Raw genomic sequence first — 21,481 nt, forward strand, 5'->3', positions numbered from 1 at the left:
CGCTAACTTTGTAACTTCTGATAACATTCCCTTATCAGAACTAAAAAGCGATATTATGAAACCGGAAGAAAAGGCTCGTGTAAAAATAGACCAAATGTTTCTTGATGCGGGATGGGCAATTGTTGACAGAGATCATTATGCACCCAATATTACAGCTGTTGCAATTAAAGAAGGTTTGTTGAAAGGAAATTTAGAAGCAGACTATTTCCTATTTATTAATGGCAAAGCCGTCGGTATTTTAGAAGCCAAAAGAGAAGAAACAAATGTTTCTTCAAATATAGTCTGCCAACAAGCCACCTTATATGTTCGCAGCGTACCGAATTGTTATCAAACTTACGAGAATCCGCTTCCTTTGATATATCAATCAAACGGAAATGTAGTTCTATTTCGAGATCATCGAAACAAAAATTCTGATTATATTGAGCTGAATCGCATACACACTCCAAAAGAAATTGTAAAAATGCTTGGCATAAAGGATTTTTATGCTGGACTTCCGATACTTCGTAAAAAAGGACTGCGCGATTGTCAATATGAAGCTATCACGGAATTGGAAAAGAGTTTCCGTTCCGGACAAAATCGTGCTTTGATGAATTTGGCTACCGGGGCAGGTAAAACATACACGGCTTGTCTTGCGGCATATCGTTTTCTTGCTTATACACCCATGAAACGCATATTATTCTTGGTAGATAGGAATAATCTTGGGAAACAGGCAGAAGGTGAATTTGGACGGTTCCGTCTTACGGAAAACGGTGACCCTTTCAATACCATTTTCACTGTAAACAGATTGCATTCCCCGAAAGTCCCGCAAGACAGTAATGTAGTAATTTCAACCATTCAACGATTATTTTCACTTTTGAAAGGAGAAGATATCGAAGATACGGATAATGATGAAGAATATGACGAAACTTCCGAAATAGAACTTCCACGAAACCCGAATCTCCCTCCTGATTTCTTTGATATGATAATCATAGATGAATGCCATCGTTCCATCTATGGAAATTGGAAAAAAGTCTTGGATTATTTCAACACGGCAAAATTAGTTGGACTTACAGCAACTCCCGCACCTGAAACGAAAGCATTCTTCAACAGCAATATAATTGTAAACTACACACTTGAAGAGTCAATTGTTGATGGAGTGAATGTAGATTGTCGAATTTACCGTATCAAGACAAAAGCAACGGAAGAAGGAGGTGCAATATTGGAAGGCGATAAACTGAAACGGGCTACAGTCTACACGGGTAAAATCGAGGACATCAGCAATAAAGAAACAAAAAACTACACGAAAGAAGAATTGAACCGCAGTATAATAAATCCGGCTCAAATCAAACTTGTACTTGAGACTTACCGAGATGCTGTTTATCCCGAAATGTTCAATGACCCTCCGCGAGAAGCTAATATAGACTATTTACCAAAAACACTAATATTTGCTCTCAACGAAAATCACGCAACGAATATAGTCCGCATAGCGAAAGAAGTATTCGGGCATGAGAATGACGATACATTTGTACAAAAAATAACCTACTCATCAGGGGATAGCAACGAGTTGATACGTCAATTCAGAAACGATAAGGAATTCCGTATTGCCGTGACCTGCACATTAGTTGCCACTGGTACAGATGTAAAACCGCTTGAAGTCGTTCTTTTTATGCGAGATGTAATTTCCGAACCACTCTATATTCAGATGAAAGGGCGTGGTGTTCGCACTATTGGCGACGAACAGTTGCGTAATGTTACTCCCAACGCATTCAGTAAAGATTGCTTTTTCTTGGTAGATGCTGTAGGGGTAACCGAACATGACAAGAAGATTACTCCCCCGTCAGAAGGAGCGACAACAAAATTGATTACTTTCAAGGAGTTACTTGAACATATAGCACACGGAAATGTCAATGATGGTAATCTACGTCTGTTAGCCAGTCGTCTATCTCGTATTTATAACAAGAGCGACCAATCTCAGCGAACCAAATTCATGAATTTGGCTCATACCGACATGAAAGACATCTCAAATAACATCTATATTGCACTAGAACAAGCCTCCCTCCCTCCTTACATGGATATAAACGAACCGAATATCGAGCGGAAAAAATTGGTTGCCAATATCGCTAATTATCCGGAGGCTCGTGAATATCTGCTTATCCTTAATGCAGGGTTCGTATTTACCCTACAACCGGGTGAAGATAAATTAATTTCAACAGGATTTTCTGTAGAAGAGGCACAAAGTATGACTTCCGCATTTGAACAATATTGTAACGAGCATAAAGATGAAGTGGAAGCATTACGTCTCATTTATAACAACGATGGAAGTCCGATTACCTATTCACTCTTGAAAGATTTAGAAAATAGACTAAGAATAGCCAACAACAAATTCAGTCAATCGCAATTATGGAACTCGTATACCATTCTCAATCCTAATAGTGTAAAAACTCGTTCTACTAAAGAAGAAAAAGATGCGCTGACCAATATCATTCAGTTGATTCGCTATGCTTATCATCAGATAGACCGTTTGGAAAGTCTTTATCCGACCGCCCAACAAAGATTCAATCTATGGTATGGGCAAACGCAACGGAATATCACGGATAAACAAATTGAAATAATAAGGCAAATCGTAAATTATATCGCTTCTAACGGGGCTTGTAACATTAAAGATATCAGGGAAGATGACAAAACTCGTGCCGCCCAACTCATTAAAGCCTTTGGTGGAGTTGCCGCCGCGGACGAGGCTTTGATTTCACTCTCGAAATTCATCATTTATAGAAAAATAGCATAATAATGGCAAAGAAAAACATCAATACAGAATCATCACTCACGAAAAAAGTATGGACACTCGCCACCACTCTCGCGGGACAAGGCATCGGTTTCACGGACTACATCACGCAATTGACCTATCTTCTTTTCTTGAAAATGGATGCGGAGAATGTCGAGTACGGGGGAGAATCAGCAATTCCACTAGGCTATGGTTGGCAAGATTTACTAGCAGTCAAAGACGAAGGCTTGGACTTACTAAAACATTATGAAACAACTCTTAAATTTCTAGGTGATGAAAATAATGATGAAGTAAGTGTTCTCGTTCGCACGATATTTACCAAAGCACAAAACAAGATAGACAAACCCGTGTATTTAAAGAAAGTACTCTCCATGATTGAAGAGGAACAATGGCTCTTAATGGATGGCGATGTAAAGGGTGCTATATATGAAGGTATCTTGGAGAAAAATGGTCAAGATAAAAAAAGTGGTGCAGGACAATACTTCACGCCCCGTTCTCTAATACAAACGATGGTAGACGTTACTCGCCCCAAGATAACGGAAACAGTTTGTGACCCCGCTTGCGGTACCGGAGGTTTTCTACTCACGGCTTATGACCACATGAAAAAGGAATCTCAAGATAAAGACAAACGTGATTTCCTTAGAAATAAGGCCCTTCATGGTTTTGACAATACAGCCCTTGTCGTAACGTTGGCATCAATGAATCTTTACCTGCATGGAATCGGTACTGACCGAAGTCCTATTCTCTGTCAAGACTCCCTAGAAAATGTTCCGGATACATTAGTGGATGTGATTCTTGCCAATCCTCCTTTCGGGACAAGACCAGCAGGTTCGGTAGACATCAACCGTCCCGATTTCTACGTGGAAACCAAAAACAACCAGCTCAACTTCCTACAACATATCATGGTGATGTTAAAGAATGGCGGTCGAGCAGCAGTGGTACTTCCTGACAACGTGCTTTTTGAAGGTAATGCGGGAGAAACCATTCGCAAAAAGTTGCTTGCCGACTTCAACTTGCACACTATACTCCGTTTACCCACGGGTATTTTCTACGCGCAAGGCGTAAAGGCAAATGTATTATTTTTTACCAAAGGACAACCGACAAAAGAAATTTGGTTCTATGACTACCGTACGAATGTGAAACACACGCTCGCCACCAACAAATTAGAACGCCATCATTTAGACGACTTTGTTTCCTGTTTTCATGCCGAAAACCTCTCTGCTCGAAAGGAAACTTATAATGCCGAAACAAATCCTTCCGGTCGCTGGCGCAAATATTCCATTGACGAAATTACGAGTCGTGACAAGACAAGTCTTGACATCACTTGGATAAAGCAGGGCGGTAAAGAAGATACATATACACTTGTCGAACTGATAGAAGAGATACAGAGCAAGAGTGAAAATATAAGCAAAGCAGTGCAAGAATTACAAAAGTTAATGGCTAATATCAAAGAATGATGGAAGAAAAAAATGACAACGTAGAACGTTTAGGACGATTAAAGGAAGTTGACGGTATTTTCTTTCCCATAGGTCAACCAGATGCTTCACTTCCTCAATGGTATGCCGAACTTTTTCAATCCATAAAAGAAGAGGTCAACCAAGCCCGAAGGAAAGTGATGTGGACAGCAAACATCCAAATGTCAATGATGTATTACCATATAGGGCGTCACATTTTGAATTGCCAAAAAGCAGAAGGATGGGGAGCTAAGATTGTAGATAAACTATCAGAAGACTTAAAACGAACATTCCCCGAGCAAAGAGGCTTTTCACCAAGGAATCTCAAATACATGAGGAAATTCGCAGAAATCTGGCAGGACGAATCAATTGTGCAACGCTGCGTTGCACAATTATCATGGCGACACAATATCGTATTGATGGAGAAGGTTAAAGAACCCAACCGCAGATTAGTGTATGCAATGGCTGCAATAGAAAATGGATGGAGTTATAACATGCTTGATATACATCTTAAAGCATACACGGTGGAACGTACAGGCAAACTCCCAACCAACTTTCCAGCAATTATGCCCGATGAAGAATCTGATATGATACAACAGTTGTTTAAAGACCCCTACTTGATAGATTTCACCGGGGCTGATTCCAATAGTCGTGAAAAAGATATAGAAAATGGATTAACTACTCATATCACAAATTTTTTACTAGAATTGGGGCAAGGATTTTCTTTCGTGGGAAGACAGATACATTTAGAAATTGATGGGCAAGATTTCATCATTGACATGCTATTTTATCATCTTAAACTTCGTTGTTACATTGTCATTGAATTGAAAGCAATTCCTTTTGACCCAGGTATGATGGGACAACTTAACATGTATCAAGCGATAGTAGATAAGACACTCCGACATGAAACGGATGCACCTACAATCGGTCTGTTACTCGTAAAAAGTAAAAATGAAACCGTTGTCAAATATTCTTTAGAGGGATTTAAACGTCCCATGGGTATTGCCTCCTGGCAAACAGTATTGGACGATGAATTGACAGATAAATGGAAGTCTTCACTTCCCACGATTGAAGAAATTGAATTTGAACTTAATAAGCAATAGAATGATAATTGTCCTACCATAAACAGGACAAATCAACCACAATCATGGATACAAAAAAATTACGCCAGAAAATATTAGACCTTGCAATACACGGCAAACTTGTACCGCAAGACCCCAATGATGAACCCGCATCTATTTTACTTGAACGAATTAAAACAGAAAAAGAACGCCTAATTAAAGAAGGAAAAATTAAACGCAATAAGAAGTCCACATCTTCCGATACGCCCAATTATGAGAATGTGCCGTTTGAGATACCGAGTTCGTGGGTGTGGACGACATTAGGAGAAATGTGTTTGTTCTTATCTAGAGGTAAATCCCCAAAGTATTCAGATACGGATAAAACCTATCCTGTATTTGCTCAAAAATGTAATCTAAAAGAAGGCGGTATATCTTTAGAGCAAGCACGCTTCTTAGACCCATCTACAATTTGTAAATGGAGCGAGGAATACAAGCTAAAAACAGGAGATGTGCTTGTCAATTCAACAGGAACTGGAACAGTTGGACGAACAAGACTTTTCCACGAAAGCTATTTGAAGAATTATCCTTTTGTTGTACCAGATTCTCATGTCTCAGTTATAAGGACAACAAGCGAGATTAAATCTGAGTTTGTTTTTGCTTATATTTCATCGCAACTTATACAACGGCATTTGGAAGATAATCTTGCAGGGAGTACCAATCAAAAGGAATTATATATTGGAGTATTGTCGGATTTATTATTTCCGATACCGCCCCTTGCAGAACAACAGCGTATCGTTACAGAAATTCAACACTGGCTTGCTTTGATTGACCAAATCGAGCAAGGCAAAACTGATTTACAAGCCATCATTAAGCAAACTAAGTCCAAAATTCTCGACCTTGCAATTCACGGCAAACTTGTACCCCAAGACCCGAACGATGAACCAGCCTCGGAATTGCTCAAACGTATTAATCCGAAAGTGGAAATTACTTGTGATAACGTGCATTATCAGAACTTGCCCACCGGATGGGTATTATGTAAACTCGAAGATGTTGTAAATTATGAACAACCTACGGCTTATATTGTCGATACCACAAATTATAATGATACTTATCCTATCCCTGTTTTAACAGCTGGCAAATCGTTCATTATCGGTTATACCAATGAAGTTAAGGGAATATATTCTCAATTGCCTTGTATTATCTTTGATGACTTTACTACAGATTCAAAACTTGTAGATTTTCCTTTCAAAGTAAAATCATCTGCCATGAAGATTTTGCAGGTTAAAAAAGATATTGAAATAGGATTTGTCGCAATATTTATGAGCGTAACTCGCTTAATTGGCGATACCCATAAACGATATTGGATTTCTGAATATTCCAAATTGACAATTCCCATACCGCCCCAGGCTGAACAAAAACGAATTATAGATGCCGTTCATAAGACATTCGTTAAATTAGATACAATTATGGAGAATTTGTAAACTCTCCATAATTGTATAGAGATAATTAAAAGCAATATTTATTACATAAACAATCCTTTATTGCTCACTATAAGGCGGTATCGGTACATTTATTGCTCGAAAGAGGAACTACTAAACCGACCTTGCTTTCCCGTAATGTTTTACAATTAGAATATAATCAACAGTCATATACACTATACATTCTCTTATATTGTTATCGTATTTATTATAAATTAATGTAATATGGTAACAAAATTCAAAAGCCATCTTGCCAAAACTAATTTGGCAAAAAATACCGTTACATCATATGTGTGGACGGTACAGTATTTCTTCAATCACTATGGGGAAGTGAACAAAAAGAACCTTTTGACCTACAAAGGCTATTTGATGGAGAACTTCAAACCACAGACAGTAAACCTACGATTGCAGGGTATCAACAAATATCTGGACTTTACGAAACAAGAGAAACTGAAGGTGAAGTTTGTCAAAGTGCAACAGAAGAATTTTTTGGAGAACGTAATCAGTGATGCAGATTATAAGTTCCTCAAAACACGCTTAAAAGCAGATGGGTATGATGAGTGGTATTTCGTCGTGTGGTTTATGGCTGCCACCGGAGCACGTGTCAGTGAACTTCTTCATATCAAAGCAGAGCATGTACAAGTTGGTCATCTTGACCTTTATAGCAAAGGTGGAAAAATACGCCGTTTGTATATTCCGAAAAACTTGCGTATAGAAGCTTCCCAATGGCTCAAAGAAAAAGGGCTTACTTCAGGCTATATATTCCTAAACCGATTTGGAAATCGTATCACTACACGTGGGATTGCACAACAATTGAAACACTTTGCAGAAAAATACGGACTGAATAAAGATGTTGTTTATCCTCATTCATTTCGCCATCGTTTCGCAAAAAATTTCCTCGACCGTTTCAACGACCTTGCCTTACTTGCCGACCTTATGGGACATGAAAGTATTGAAACAACTCGCATCTATCTCCGAAGAACAGCCAGTGAACAGCAGAAAATCGTGGATAAGGTAGTGAATTGGTAATGTAACAATACCCTTAGAAGTGAAATTATTTACACTTCTAAGGCTTTTTGAATGATATTAAGGGATGAAAAAAGTTCTTCTATCTTTTGTACGATGCGCTGTTGCTCGACAAGAGGAGGTAACATGATATACTCATATTTAATGATATCACCAGAAATAGCTTTAAACGTGGTTCCCGTTGCTTTATACTCAAATGTATCCTGTAAGGTTTGCAACCAATAAAAATAGAACTTTGTATTTCCTTCTTTAGGTTTTAATGCGCATAAACCTCTACCTATGCAGACTTTTCTTTCTACTATATTTACTATACCCACGGGAGCCCTAACACACAGTAATAAAGAATCTTTCTCGACAATCTTTGTTGGTTTTGATGTGTAAACATTAGAATGCTGTACAAAGATTTCCGAAAAGCATAATTTTCCCTGATGAAACTCTATACCATTTGTGTGGTTAATTGTTTCTCCATTGGGAGATTGCCCCATTATAATTGAAAGCACATCTTTCAAATAACATTTACTCCAACCTTGTGGTAACTTCCTCCTATGCACGTTATCACAAGTAATTTCCACTTTCGGATTAATACGTTTGAGCAATTCCGAGGCTGGTTCATCGTTCGGGTCTTGGGGTACAAGTTTGCCGTGAATTGCAAGGTCGAGAATTTTGGACTTAGTTTGTTTGATGGCAACTTGTATGTCGGCTTTACCTTGCTCAATTTGGTCGATGAGGGTAAACCAGTTACTTATTCTTTGAGATATTTTTTGCTGTTCTGCTAACGGAGGTACAGGAATCATAACTTCACTAATTGTACCAACAGATAAGCCCGGCTGTGCTGTAGAAGTTGCATATTGATTTAAGTTTAAATATACTAAGACGTTAACAGCCCAATCAATATCTGTTTCACAATATGTTTCAACAACGACTGCGTGTTCAGTAGCGTAAAATTGCCCATGCGCTTCATTTATATTACCACATAATGCTCCCTGCCTTCCAATTAAAGGGTAACGTCCCTCCTTATTGTAATTACTAACATATCCTCTCAGTCCATTACCTCCGTAGCAAGGAAAACGATGTTTGGTGTCGGGTGTATTGTAAATATCTTTAGTTGTAATATTTTTACCAGCTTGTAAGGTAAACATTTCTCCTAATGTCGTCCACACCCACGAACTCGGTATCTCAAACGGCACATTCTCATAATTGGGCGTATGTAATCATAAATATCATCTGTATTTTACTCATAATCATATAATATATCGAATATTACTATCTATTTTATACCATTTCAAAGTGTTTCTATCTTTATCCCCCGGTAATACCACCGTATTACTACCTCACACCCCTTACTGACCACTTGCAACACGCTTACCCCACCGTTTCCCCACGATGCTAGAAGTGCCACACACTTGGGTTGCAAGCAAGGAGAGATATTATTACCCTAGGATTACCTTGGGAATACGGTAGGATTTTGAATGAAATTCACTACCTTTGCACCTCGGAAATAAAATTTGAGAATGGAGATACGGAATTTTTACATAGAAACTTATGGTTGCCAGATGAACGTGGCGGATAGCGAAGTGGTGGCAGCCATACTAGAAGATAAAGGATACAAACGAACCGAAGACAAAAACGAGGCGGATTTAATTCTGGTCAACACTTGTTCTGTCCGTGAAAACGCCGAACAACGGGTACGCGGGCGAGTACAAGGCTTCACCGAGGTGAAAAAGAAAAAACCGCACGTGTTGGTTGCCATCATGGGATGTATGGCGGAACGATTGGGCGACGCTCTCTTCGAACAGGAAAAAAACGTGAATATCGTCGTGGGACCGGATGCCTACATGGACCTTCCCTTGTTGATCGAAAAAGCGGCAAAAGGAGAAAAAGCCATCAATATCGAATTATCGACAACCGAAACCTATAAAGACATTTGCCCTTCCCGCATAGACGAAACGGCCATCTCCGGATTCGTGTCTATCATGCGGGGATGCAACAACTTCTGTACCTACTGCATCGTGCCCTACACGCGGGGACGCGAACGCAGCCGCAGCCCGAAAAGCATCATCAACGAAGTACTCGACCTCCATTCAAAAGGATATAAAGAAGTTACCCTACTCGGGCAAAACGTGAACTCGTACTTGTGGCGGGGAGATAACACGGAAATGAATTTCCCGGCGTTGCTTGCCATGGTTGCAAAAACGGTACCGGACATGCGTATCCGTTTCGCCACGTCACACCCGAAAGACATGAATGATGACATACTTCGGGCAATCGCCACTTATCCCAATATCTGCAAACACATCCACCTGCCTTTCCAATCCGGCAGTAACTCCGTGTTGAAAGACATGAACCGGAAATACACCCGTGAATGGTATCTGGACCGTATCCGTGCCATCCGTGAGATTGTCCCGGATTGTGGAATATCTACCGACGTGTTCGTGGGCTTCCACAACGAGAGCGAGGAAGATTACCGGCAAACTCTCGATTTGATGAAAGAAGTGATGTTCGATTCCGCTTTCATGTTCAAGTACTCCGAACGCCCCGGCACCATGGCATCCCGTAACTTACCGGATAACGTGGACGAGGAAGTCAAGGGCAGACGCCTGCAAGAACTGATTGACATGCAAGTAGAAATATCTCATCAAAGTAACTTGAAAGACGTGGGTAAAGTCTTCGAAGTTATGGTCGAAGGTGTTTCCAAAAAGAAATCGGACGAACTTTTCGGGCGTAGCAGCCAAAATAAAGTGATCGTGTTCCCGGATAATGGCGCTAAAGTCGGCGACCTCGTTCAAGTTCGAGTAACCGAATGCACGGCAGCCACCTTACTCGGCAAAACAATTGAAAATTGAAAATGCAAAATTGAAAATTAAAACTCAAAAAACATATTCAATCTTCAAATAAACTAAAAACTATCATTAATAACCCCGAATTGGAAATCGAAATGACTCACCCTCATTTTCAATTTTCAATTTTCAATTTTCAATTTCATGTCCCATCGCAAACTCCTCAACGAAGAACTGAACCGCCTCTCCGCGGAAGAATACAAAGAGGCAGAAAAACTCCCGCTTGTAGTAGTTCTTGACAACGTGCGCAGCCTGAACAACATCGGTTCGGTATTCCGCACGTCGGACGCCTTCCGGTTGTCGAAAATATACCTTTGCGGTATCACCGCCACCCCACCCCACCGGGAAATACACAAAACAGCCCTCGGCGCGGAAGAAAGCGTCGACTGGGCATATTTCGAGGAAACTACCGATGCCGTGAAAGAATTGAAAAACGAGGGGTACACCATTCTATCCGTGGAGCAAGCGGAGAACAGCATCTCTCTCGAAACCTTTACCATCACTCCCGGACAAAAATACGCCTTCGTGTTCGGCAACGAAGTGAAAGGCGTGCAGCAGGAAGTCATCGACCTCTCGGACAACTGCATTGAAATACCGCAATTCGGGACAAAACACTCCTTCAATATCTCCGTCACTGCCGGAATCGTGCTATGGCAAGTGATTCACCCTCTCATCGCCTCCACGATCTTCACTGCCTCCACGGCTTCACGAACATCGTGAACCCTAAGGATGTGAGCACCTTTAATTAGCGATATCGTGTTGAGCACGGTAGTACCGTTCAGTGCCTCTTTCGGGGTAATATCCAATAAACGCCATATCATCGTTTTGCGAGAAATGCCCACGAGTAAAGGATATCCAAAATCGAGAAAAGACTCCATTTTATCCATCAATTGATAATTATGTGCCACGGTCTTCCCGAAACCGAAACCTTGATCCAGTATGATATTATTAAATCCCAAGGCATTCAGACGGGCTATACGCTCCGTGAAGAACTCCCCAACCTCACGTACCACGTCATCATAGCGTGGGTTTACTTGCATATCTTGCGGCGTACCTTGAATGTGCATCAATATATAGGGTACCCCCATCCCGGCAACCGTTTCGAACATCCTCTCATCCATCGTGCCGCCGGAAATATCATTCACGATAACCGGTCCCAGACAGTGATTAATCTCCTTTGCCACTCCCGACCGGAACGTATCTATCGAAACCGGAACCTCGGGATGGTATTTACGCACCAGCTCGACGGCAAAACTCAACCGTGAAAGTTCCTCTTCCTCGCTCACGAAAGCAGCCCCGGGACGAGTGGAATAAGCTCCCACGTCAATAATCCCCGCCCCTTGCTCCACGATCTCGTCGATGCGCTTGATTACCCCGATTTCACTCAAGTACTTTCCCCCGTCATAAAAAGAGTCGGGTGTCACGTTCAAAATACCCATCACGACAGGTCGCTCCAAACTAACTTTTTTATCTCCTAAAACGATCTCCATCATAATTTTCCAATTTCAATTTCCGGTTTTGAATTATTTGACTGAATTTTTACACTACAGAAATACAAGAAATTTCGTTATATATATATATTCTATCATCTAAAAATCAATAAAATAAATTTTATATAAATCACAAATTAAACCATATTTCTATAATTCAAATATAGTATTTATTTCTAATTATGACTTTGACTATTTGAAATATATCTTTCATTTTCCAAACTCCAAATCACTTTCAGAGAATGGAAAATACGAAAACCTAGACTTCACTTCCTCTAATGTCATTGCTTTGGGATAATGAATTGGAGGCATATTCATCTGTCCTAATCTTTTGCCAAGATAACGCAATATTTCATATTCTTCAATTGTGGATGATTTTTCCCTTTTATAACGCATAGCCCACATAGAGAATCTTTCTGGATTAAAAAAAACAAATCGTTTACCAGCTACAATCGTATGCTCCTCTGATTTCACTTGAATCATAGTCTGATTTTCTCCTAACGAATCAATCATCAAGACTGGATAAACAATCATAGGTAAATAGTTTCCCTTTTTGTCCCTGAATACATAAGATTGAAACTCTTCGGCGTGTATTAACTTGAATAAATCAGATCTTAATTTCCTAACATATATATCCTTAAAACGTTCACTAACAGACAAATCAAAACAACTATCAATCATCCCTCGTACCGTTTGAATTGGAAAATCAAACACGTATTCCGTGGGATTCATCGCCTCGTAAGGTTCACGTACATCCCAATACTTGCCATTAACGACAAAGCAAGCATTACATATCATTCCGATTAAAGTTACAAATACCAAATGGCATAATATTTGAATCTTGTTTTTTTGCATATGTTCTATTTTTTTGCTCTTTTAGGTGCAATGGGATTTCTCTCATCTATCCATTCGTCAAATACAGTCACAGGATTTCTACCGTTATTAACAACTTCATTATAAATCCATTTTACAGCGACGATAGACTTATCTACTCCACTTTGGTTTGCAGCACCTATTTCCGCAATATGCGGTAAATATGCCCAGAAATTACCTCTCCAAACTTTTAAACGGTGAGCCGGACTATACGCATCTGAGATTAGATGCAAACCTTTACCTAAAGCTATATAATTGCCATCATTAAAAAAAATCAACATCTCGTCCACAAAATAATCACGCATCTTAACTATACAATCTTCGATACTTTCATTCAGTTGTCGCATCGCATGTTTATGTGCATTTGCCGTATCTTGTGCCCCAACCTCTTTATCTGCTAATAAACTTCCCAGATTAATTGAATCAAGCTGTTCCTGTGTTAAACATTCATTTTCAAGCGCATCATAAATAATTCTTTCATGTGTTGACGGCCACCATTGTACTTCAGTCACGACGGTTCCCGGCATAACACCGGCATCTCCGCCACTTGAAGAATCCCCTCCTCCTATAATATAATCACCACACTTTTTACAAGAAGGTAGTCCAAACAGAACATCAGGATACTGTCTATAATACTTTAACTGATTCATTTTTTCAGCAACAAACCTAATTGAAGAACCCATTTCATAAAATTGTGAGGCTAGTTGACCAGCGTATTCACATGAAGGACTATTACGCCCAACGATAAAAACAAGGGAATAATAATTATTTAATAAAATTCTATGCTCATTATTCGTAAAAAAATTAATTCTTTGAATCGCAACAGATACTGCATGCTCAGGTGTGAAAGCATTATATTGGCAAGTACTACATAAAGAACAATAAGCTTCATATAATTCTGTCATGTTTTGGGCTATAATACCACAGTACATTCTCATATTAGTACAATCACCAATTACCTCCCATTCCTGCGAACGGCTAGATAGCGTAGATAGATTTATATTAATAGAATCTAAAAAATAATAATAGTATTTATTTGAAAACTCAGAATATCTATCGTGCAATATAACCAATTGTTTACTAATAGCTTTATTTATAGTAGAATTTGCTACTATATAAGAATCCATTTGTTTCCGTACTTCAATTTCCGAATCAGCCTGCCCCTTTATTTTATTAAATGCAATACGATCTTTCAGTATAAGTTCTCCGATTTTTATAAAGTTTGAATCATTCTGCAATATATGCCAAAGTTCCTCATTCCACACTAATTTTGAAGAATTCCCTGAAATAACGTTCGTACCTGTATCTTTATAACAAGAACTCAATACACACACAATACATAAAATTGAACAAATAAAAATCAATCGCATCCTCATAAACCACTGATTTATAATAATATTACATACAACACAACATATCACGTAACCACAATATGGTCAAAACGAAATGATAGATATTCCATAATCATCAATTTCTATTATTCCAAAATCAATCTAATTCTTGCAAGTTAATAAAATTAAAACAAAAAAAACGGAAAATGCCCTACAATTTTTTAGAAAATATTCTATTCCACCATATTTTCTAAAGTTCAAAAAGAAAGAATTGTGCCGAACTCAAATATATTAATATGCTTCAAAATACAAAGTATTCCCATCTCGGTAATCGTTCCGAACATCCAACGCATCCATCGTTCCCCCAGAAATACATTCTCGATAACCGGACCCAGACAGTAATTTTAAAACGATCTCCATCATAATTTTCCAATTTCAATTTCCGGTTTTGAATTATTTGACTAATTTTACACTTCAAAGAAACAACTTATTTTTCAAATTCTGTTACTAAAAAACGATAGAATTATGCCAAACACAGCGCAAGAATATGATAAAGTGATAGATATATGTCAGGATATTTTCGTGAAAAAAATGCAGGATTACGGGACAGCGTGGAGAATACTCCGCCCGACGTCGATCACTGACCAGATATATATCAAAGCGAACCGAATCCGGAGTATCGAAGAGAAAGGAGTCACGAAAGTAGGAGAAGGTATCGTTCCCGAATTTATCGGCATCATCAACTACTCCATCATGGGATTGATTCAATTGCAACTCGGTCCGGGCAACGACACCCCGCGAGAGGAAATATTGCATCTCTACCAGAACTATTTCCTGCAAGCGAAAGAACTCATGCTCGCCAAAAACCACGATTACGACGAGGCGTGGCGGGAAATGCGCGTCAGCTCGTACACGGACTTAATCCTGATGAAAATCAACCGGACCAAACAGATCGAAGATCATCAAGGAGCGACAATCATATCGGAAGGTATTGATGCGAACTACTTCGACATGGTGAATTACGCCGTGTTCGGGTTAATTCGCCTAGTCGTGGAGAATTAAAGACTGAAAACTAGAAAAGTAAACATGATAAGCAAATTCATTCAAAATCTTTGCAGGATCGTCGTCGGTATCGTATTTATCTACTCCGGCTTCGTGAAAGGGATAGATCCGCTAGGGTCGGATTATAAATTCACCGACTACTTCAACGCGTTCGGCATGAGTTGGATGAATGCCACGACACTATTTTTCTCCTTTGCCCTCTCGTTGGCAGAATTCCTGATCGGGATAGCGTTACTGTTCAACCTGTGGGTATCCCGCCTCGCTTGGGGAGCTTTACTATTCATGGCATTTTTCACGCCGTTGACATTAGCGCTCGCCTTGACGAATCCTGTCAGTGATTGCGGGTGCTTCGGGGATGCCCTCGTACTGACCAATTGGCAAACGTTCTGGAAGAATATCGTCTTGTTATTATTTGCCATCGTGGTCTTTGTTTATCGCGAAAAGTACAAACCCCAACTTACCCCGCTGGGGCAATTCTCGATGCTCGTGCTCGCGGGAGCCGGAATGTTGTGTCTGTCCGTCTATTGTTACCGTCATTTACCCGTGATAGACTTCCGCCCCTACGCGATCGGTAAAAATATTGCCGAGGGTATGCGGCTACCGGAGGGAGCCGAACCCGACCAGTACGAGGTGACTCTAAAATACAAGAACAGGCAGACCGGAGAAATACAATCATTCACCGAGGAGAACTACCCTTGGCAGGATACCGTGAACTGGGAATACGAGAGTAGTTCGGAACGCTTGGTAAAGAAAGGATACATCACCCCGATACACGATCTCGTGATCGAACACCCGGAATTGGGCAACATCACGGAAGAAATACTTGAAGATGACAATTACACGATACTTGCAGTTGCCTATAATATCAACAAAAGCGACGCCGATGCACAACCCACTTTGAACCGATTGGCAAATCTGGCGCGGGAAAAAGGATACAGGTTCTACGGTTTAACTTCTTCCTCGCGAAAGGATATCCAAGCCTACCGAACCCGCCATCACGTGCCGTACGAGTTCTGCGCGGCAGACGAGATACAGTTGAAAACCATGCTCCGTTCCAATCCCGGCGTGATTATTTTACGGCAGGGAACCATTCTGGACAAACGCGCGGGGAAAGATATCCCGGATATCAAAGATTTAAAAGACACGGACTTGGCAGCCTATTGCTTGCAGAGTCAACAAGAAATGCAACGGAATTATTTGGTTTACTCCTTTATCCTTCTTTTCTTTGTAGCATATTTACTTTTTCCCCGTATAAAGAAAAGAAGAAACTAAATAAAACACAACGATTTAAATCTATAGACATGAGAAAAAAGATTGTAGCAGGTAACTGGAAAATGAACAAAACCTTCGCTGAAGGTGTCGAATTGGCAAGAGAAGTGAACGACTACGTGAGATACAAGGAAGGTGCAGAAGGCGTGTTGGTTGTTCTTGGAACCCCTTTCATCCATTTGGCAAAGGTGGCTCACAATATCACGGAACCCTCGATCATGGTTTCCTCGCAAAATTGCGCAACCGAAAAATCCGGGGCTTACACGGGTGAAGTATCAGCCGAAATGGTTGCTTCCACCGGGGCAAAATGCGTGATTCTAGGACACTCCGAGAGAAGAAGTTATTACGGGGAAACAAGCCCTGTTCTCGTGAAGAAAGTAGCACAAGCATTGGACAGCAAACTGGAAATCATCTTCTGCGTGGGTGAAGTACTGGAAGAGAGAGAAGCGGGTAAACATTTTGAAGTGGTAAAACAACAACTCGTTGACGGTCTTTTCAACTTAACCCCGGAGCAATTCGCTCACGTGGTTATCGCTTATGAACCTGTTTGGGCTATCGGAACCGGCAAAACCGCCACTCCCGACCAAGCACAAGAAATGCACGCTTTCATCCGTTCCGTGGTAGCCGAGAAATACGGGCAAACCGTTGCCGACGATACCTCTATCCTTTACGGGGGGAGCTGCAATGCCGGAAACGCCGATGCGATATTCTCCAACCCTGACGTGGACGGCGGATTAATCGGGGGTGCTTCACTGAAAGCAGCCGATTTCTTCGAAATCATCAAAGCACGGGCAAGACACTAATAACCTCTAAATAAACAATCAGGGGTTGTCAAAAAAGTAATTGACAACCCCTGATAAGGATATCCCAAAATAAGGCTTTATCACTGAAATTCAACTGATAAAGCCTTATTTATATATTACCCCAATATTCCCAGCGTCCCCGATGCCTTTCGCCCGTTGGCGCTGGCGGCAAACCCGTAAACGACCAGTTGCCCTGCGTCCCACTCCTCGGGCAGCATCCATGCCAATTCGCCACTCTCTCCCCTCGTTCCCAACTCCACGAGCCGACTTCGTTGCAACACCCGCTCGTACACCACGCCGAACAAACGATCGTCTTTCGCGGCACGAGGCATCAACGGTTGCCGTTCCCACCGGAACAGCACTTGCCGTTCGTTCGCTTCTATTTCTGCCCCGACCCGGGGAATGTCGAGTTCTCCACCCGACAGGGAAAGCGATAACAAATCCAAGGTCACGTTCATATCATCGTCCACCTTGACTTTCCCGACATTATCCTTCATGAAACAATTCAGGCAAACCTTCTTCGAGGAAGAACAATACCCTGTCTCCAAAGCGGCGTTAAAACTACGCCGCAGTTTCGTGATCACGCTCACCCGAGTACGCTGTTTCAACTGCGCCGGCGTCTTCGCATCCTTCACCTCGAACGCCTTTGCCCGCGCCACGTGCTTGTCGCCCAACTTGTACGTCGTCACGTTCCCCACGGAACCCGAGATATCTTGAAATATAGTAGGATTGAATGTAGCCATAACCGTGATGATTTAAGATTTACAAACAGAGAAATACATGCACGGGGAATAACGCCGTCCGTCAGCCGCCCCGAAGAAACAGTACAGGTGAACCTCGTTCCATTCCCCTCCCGGGATACTCGCAACACCCCGCCCGTCAGCGCGACATCCCGTCACGTCCTCCAGCACCACCGGTTGGTACGGCTCGTTGTCAAAAATAGCTACCACCATCAACCGGTCTGTCGATTGTGCCGTGACAGTCGAGGTATTATCCAGCCACTCCATCTCCACCTTCCCCGCATCCCCTTTCACCATTCGCATCCCGAACGGCAATTGTAAACTACCGTCCGCCAGAACCAGACGGGGGTAATCGACGTAATCATTCACCCCGAACACTTTCATGTTCGCGTGCAGAAACCAATGGTAGCCCGAACGCCGTTCCTCTTCCCGTGCCACGATCGTGTACACCCGTTCCAGCACGCTTCCCTTCGTCGCCCGGTGCATCGTCTGCGCTCCCGGTAACTTGGAGCGTTGCGCTGTCTGCCCCTCTGTCCGGGGATTCGCTATGGTCTTGGGTGCCTTGCGCGCGTGCGTTTTCTTCCCGACCTTGTAAATCACGTAACCATCAAGTTTACCTGAAGCACCATCTAAAATAGAGCCGTCCAATGTCGCCATTCTTTCTTTTATTTCGTTAAACATGCTGCCGTACACCTCAAGTATTCCTGCGATACACGGCAATTATACTATTATCCTAGTTTAAAATAACAGGTAACAAATATATAACAAATTTTATTCAATTCCTAATAAAATACTATATTTTTATAATTGTAATAGGAGTTGAATAGGAGTTGAATGGGAGTTGAATGGGAGATGCTATAAAGAAACTATAAATATGAATAATATATAATTTATATCATATAGCTTATTTTAACAGAAACTATTTAGGAATCGAGCGTGAAATTTCTCTTTGTTGTGTTTCAAAAAAAAGTTTTGCATCTTAAAAATTTGCACGGGAAAACAAAGATATCACCCGTGTTTGCAATGAAACTCTCCGGTACAAAAGTCCATAAAACCTATAAAATCATCATATTCTTTTCCGAAGATCCCGAATAAACGGGGGAATCAGACAGACTATCAACTGTGCCCTAGGCCAAGCCAGACATCTTTGGAAACATATCATCGCCAACCCGATAAACATTGCAGCCCCTACAAGTACCTGCAAAGGCAACCACAACAGCCCCTCCCGGGGAATGATCATCGGAATCAGAGCCACCGCTCCGGCGGGAGCAAAGAACTTTCCAAGGAACTCGAAAAGCGTGAACAGGCAAACAAATATCATAAAAGCAACTATAAATTCCGGGATACCGAAATAATAATGCCCGATAAACTGGAATGTCACGCCGAGTATTGCCGCCACAAACAGAACTAATAACACTTGCACCGGTCTGTCACGAAATCCCGCTTTAGAATTGGCAAATTCCACGTAGGCAACAATCAACGGTGGAAGAATAAAGTAAAGATTCGTCGTGTAAATCGCTAACCAAGCAACGGCGAGCATGCTGACAAGCAAAAGCGACCAACGTTGCAACCGCTCCCCCCGCCCCCTCTCCGCGGGAACAAACTCTACCATTGTCCTCAATTCTTTTCTTTCCATCCACCATTGCCCGCAAATCACGATCAAAGACATCACGAGTACCGCCAATGGATACACCCAACTCTCCGTTCCCAACAACACGGGCAACATACAGGCAGACACCAAAGGGACAAGCGTGGAACGGGTCAAAGTCAACCCGATTGCCGCGCAAGAAAACGCTAAAGCAAGGTTTCCGATCAACGGCAACGGCGAATAACGCACGATACAAACTCCGGCCGCGGCACCAAGCGTCATTAACACGACAACAAGCAAACGACGCACCTGCCATACCCGCTTATCCACGATCCACATACCGATTGTCAGTGCCGCCATTTCCGGAAATATAATTTCCTTCTCTCCCAACCATTCTGCCACACCGATCATCAGCAATATCATCAACATAGCATAAAAATAACGCTTACGCTGTATAACATCTCCAAACAAAGGTTTTCCGGCAGCACTTCTAATTACCATGAATGAAATAGTTTATAAAGTTCATAAAGTTTATAAGGTTTATAAAGTTACCAAACATCCTGAATACAGGTATCGGGACTTTATAAACCTTACTCCTCTTATTCTTTATCCTTTAGTTACTCTAACCCGGTGAGCGGTTTCCCCGGTTTCCTCTACCGCCGCCACGACATTGCGGGCTAAATCCCGGAATGCCTCGCCGGTAACCGTGTTCTCGTCCAAGGCGACGGGTGTACCTGCCTCTCCCCCTTCCATGATACTCTGCACGATAGGAATTTGTCCCAACAGACGCAATCCTTTCTCGTCAGCCAGTTTCTTCGCGCCCTCTTTACCGAAAATATAGTATTTATTATCCGGCAATTCGGCAGGAGTAAACCACGACATATTTTCAACCACTCCCAACACGGGAACTTGTATCCCGGGGGATTCGAACATATTAATACCTTTTACGGCATCCGCCAGTGCCACTTGCTGCGGGGTACTCACCACGATCGCCCCGCTCAAGGCTACCGTCTGTACCAGCGTCAAGTGAATATCGCTCGTTCCCGGGGGAAGGTCTATCAACATGAAGTCCAATTCATCCCAGAAACCACCCTCAACCATCTGTTTCAAGGCATTGGAAGCCATCGGACCTCTCCACACGGTAGCGGAATTAGGGTCAACGAAGAAACCGATAGAAAGTAATTTCACCCCGTATTTAACCACGGGATCAATCAACTCTTTCCCGCCGACTTCAACCATATAAGGACTGGCATCTTCACAATCGAACATCTTCGGGATGGAAGGACCGAAGATATCCGCGTCCACCAGTCCCACTTTATAACCCAATTTAGCCAGAGCAACCGCCAGATTGGAAGCGACGGTAGATTTACCGACTCCCCCTTTGCCGGAAGAAACGGCCAAGATATGTTTCACTTTTTCCAACGCTAAAGGTTTCTCCAAGTCATGCACGAAAACCGTTTCAACCCGTACCCCCGTGTAATTCAATTTTTCCTTCAGCAAAGCCTCGCATTTCTTGCTTACCGCACCCACGAACGGGTCGTTCGCTTTCTGGAATACCAGACGGAAGCTCACTTGCCCGTCTTCTACCTTAATATTCTGCACCATATCCAGTGCCACGATACTTTTCGACGTTCCGGGGTATTTCACCTCCGCCAACACGTCACGTATCTCTTTTACAAGTTCTTGCATAATATCCAGTATGTTATTG

General features: G+C 41.7%; 19 protein-coding genes. 10 read left to right on the forward strand and 9 right to left on the reverse strand.

Translation table 11 applies throughout. From position 1 onward, the window contains the following. The first annotated feature begins 55 nt into the window (after nucleotides 1-55). From CS948_RS16275 to CS948_RS16295, 5 genes are all read left to right on the forward strand, one after another. Entirely contained in the window at nucleotides 56-2,764 is a 2,709-nt protein-coding gene (locus CS948_RS16275; protein ID WP_099292762.1) for a DEAD/DEAH box helicase family protein, read from the forward strand. A 2-nt stretch (nucleotides 2,765-2,766) separates the two neighbouring features. Further along, nucleotides 2,767-4,218 carry a class I SAM-dependent DNA methyltransferase gene (locus tag CS948_RS16280; RefSeq protein ID WP_099292764.1) on the forward strand — a complete coding sequence of 484 codons (1,452 nt, stop codon included), beginning with the start codon at nucleotides 2,767-2,769 and terminating at the stop codon, nucleotides 4,216-4,218. Beyond that, on the forward strand, nucleotides 4,215-5,318 hold the full coding sequence (locus CS948_RS16285; protein WP_218014307.1) for a YhcG family protein: 1,104 nt from the start codon (nucleotides 4,215-4,217) through the stop codon (nucleotides 5,316-5,318). The genes CS948_RS16280 and CS948_RS16285 overlap by 4 nt, the downstream gene beginning before the upstream one ends. A 44-nt stretch (nucleotides 5,319-5,362) precedes the next feature. Next, the gene (locus tag CS948_RS16290) at nucleotides 5,363-6,757 is read left to right on the forward strand and encodes a restriction endonuclease subunit S (protein ID WP_099292766.1); all 1,395 of its coding nucleotides are present in this window, start codon (nucleotides 5,363-5,365) and stop codon (nucleotides 6,755-6,757) included. A 222-nt stretch (nucleotides 6,758-6,979) separates the two neighbouring features. Further along, nucleotides 6,980-7,783: a tyrosine-type recombinase/integrase gene (locus tag CS948_RS16295; RefSeq protein WP_099292768.1), complete on the forward strand. Its 804-nt coding sequence runs from the start codon at nucleotides 6,980-6,982 to the stop codon at nucleotides 7,781-7,783. Nucleotides 7,784-7,812: 29 nt separating this feature from the next. Here CS948_RS16295 and CS948_RS16300 read toward each other — a convergent pair whose 3' ends face one another. Next, complete coding sequence (locus tag CS948_RS16300; protein ID WP_141560972.1) at nucleotides 7,813-8,967, reverse strand: restriction endonuclease subunit S; 1,155 nt, start codon at nucleotides 8,965-8,967, stop codon at nucleotides 7,813-7,815. A gap of 324 nt (nucleotides 8,968-9,291) precedes the next feature. Here CS948_RS16300 and miaB point away from each other — a divergent pair, with 324 nt between their 5' ends. Further along, nucleotides 9,292-10,623, forward strand: coding sequence for a tRNA (N6-isopentenyl adenosine(37)-C2)-methylthiotransferase MiaB (miaB, locus tag CS948_RS16305; protein ID WP_099292772.1), 1,332 nt, complete (start codon nucleotides 9,292-9,294; stop codon nucleotides 10,621-10,623). 138 nt (nucleotides 10,624-10,761) lie between these two features. Then, on the forward strand, nucleotides 10,762-11,337 hold the full coding sequence (locus tag CS948_RS16310; RefSeq protein ID WP_099292774.1) for an RNA methyltransferase: 576 nt from the start codon (nucleotides 10,762-10,764) through the stop codon (nucleotides 11,335-11,337). Here CS948_RS16310 and folP read toward each other — a convergent pair. From folP to CS948_RS21900, 4 genes are all read right to left on the reverse strand, one after another. Beyond that, nucleotides 11,280-12,110 carry a dihydropteroate synthase gene (folP, locus tag CS948_RS16315; RefSeq protein ID WP_099292776.1) on the reverse strand — a complete coding sequence of 277 codons (831 nt, stop codon included), beginning with the start codon at nucleotides 12,108-12,110 and terminating at the stop codon, nucleotides 11,280-11,282. The two genes, CS948_RS16310 and folP, sit on opposite strands and share 58 nt — an antisense overlap. A gap of 207 nt (nucleotides 12,111-12,317) precedes the next feature. Beyond that, the gene (locus tag CS948_RS16320; protein WP_099292778.1) at nucleotides 12,318-12,962 is read right to left on the reverse strand and encodes a hypothetical protein; all 645 of its coding nucleotides are present in this window, start codon (nucleotides 12,960-12,962) and stop codon (nucleotides 12,318-12,320) included. Between the two features lie 5 nt (nucleotides 12,963-12,967). Beyond that, nucleotides 12,968-14,356 carry a hypothetical protein gene (locus CS948_RS16325; protein WP_099292780.1) on the reverse strand — a complete coding sequence of 463 codons (1,389 nt, stop codon included), beginning with the start codon at nucleotides 14,354-14,356 and terminating at the stop codon, nucleotides 12,968-12,970. Between the two features lie 246 nt (nucleotides 14,357-14,602). Continuing rightward, nucleotides 14,603-14,734, reverse strand: a complete 132-nt coding sequence (locus CS948_RS21900) for a hypothetical protein (protein ID WP_255302046.1) — start codon at nucleotides 14,732-14,734, stop codon at nucleotides 14,603-14,605. Between the two features lie 102 nt (nucleotides 14,735-14,836). On the opposite strand from CS948_RS21900, the gene CS948_RS16330 reads away from it, so the two are divergent. The 3 genes from CS948_RS16330 to tpiA are packed head-to-tail and all read left to right on the forward strand — an operon-like array spanning nucleotide 14,837 to nucleotide 17,445. Beyond that, entirely contained in the window at nucleotides 14,837-15,373 is a 537-nt protein-coding gene (locus CS948_RS16330) for a DUF1599 domain-containing protein (protein ID WP_099292782.1), read from the forward strand. A gap of 24 nt (nucleotides 15,374-15,397) precedes the next feature. Next, a complete protein-coding gene (locus tag CS948_RS16335) occupies nucleotides 15,398-16,645 on the forward strand; it encodes a BT_3928 family protein (protein WP_255302047.1) in 1,248 nt (415 codons plus the stop codon). Between the two features lie 29 nt (nucleotides 16,646-16,674). After that, nucleotides 16,675-17,445 (forward strand): triose-phosphate isomerase, encoded by a 771-nt coding sequence (tpiA, locus tag CS948_RS16340; protein ID WP_099292784.1) that lies wholly within the window; start codon nucleotides 16,675-16,677, stop codon nucleotides 17,443-17,445. A gap of 116 nt (nucleotides 17,446-17,561) precedes the next feature. Here tpiA and CS948_RS16345 read toward each other — a convergent pair whose 3' ends face one another. The 4 genes from CS948_RS16345 to CS948_RS16360 all read right to left on the reverse strand — a co-directional run bounded on the left by CS948_RS16345 (nucleotide 17,562) and on the right by CS948_RS16360 (nucleotide 21,462). Then, entirely contained in the window at nucleotides 17,562-18,188 is a 627-nt protein-coding gene (locus CS948_RS16345; protein ID WP_099292786.1) for a DUF6266 family protein, read from the reverse strand. A gap of 12 nt (nucleotides 18,189-18,200) precedes the next feature. After that, entirely contained in the window at nucleotides 18,201-18,842 is a 642-nt protein-coding gene (locus CS948_RS16350; RefSeq protein ID WP_099292788.1) for a DUF6266 family protein, read from the reverse strand. A gap of 409 nt (nucleotides 18,843-19,251) precedes the next feature. Continuing rightward, on the reverse strand, nucleotides 19,252-20,274 hold the full coding sequence (locus CS948_RS16355) for a hypothetical protein (protein ID WP_099292790.1): 1,023 nt from the start codon (nucleotides 20,272-20,274) through the stop codon (nucleotides 19,252-19,254). Between the two features lie 105 nt (nucleotides 20,275-20,379). Next, nucleotides 20,380-21,462, reverse strand: coding sequence for an Mrp/NBP35 family ATP-binding protein (locus tag CS948_RS16360; RefSeq protein ID WP_099292792.1), 1,083 nt, complete (start codon nucleotides 21,460-21,462; stop codon nucleotides 20,380-20,382). Nucleotides 21,463-21,481: the final 19 nt, after the last annotated feature.

The organism is Butyricimonas sp. Marseille-P3923 (genome assembly GCF_900184685.1).
GTDB classification, from domain to species: domain Bacteria; phylum Bacteroidota; class Bacteroidia; order Bacteroidales; family Marinifilaceae; genus Butyricimonas; species Butyricimonas muris.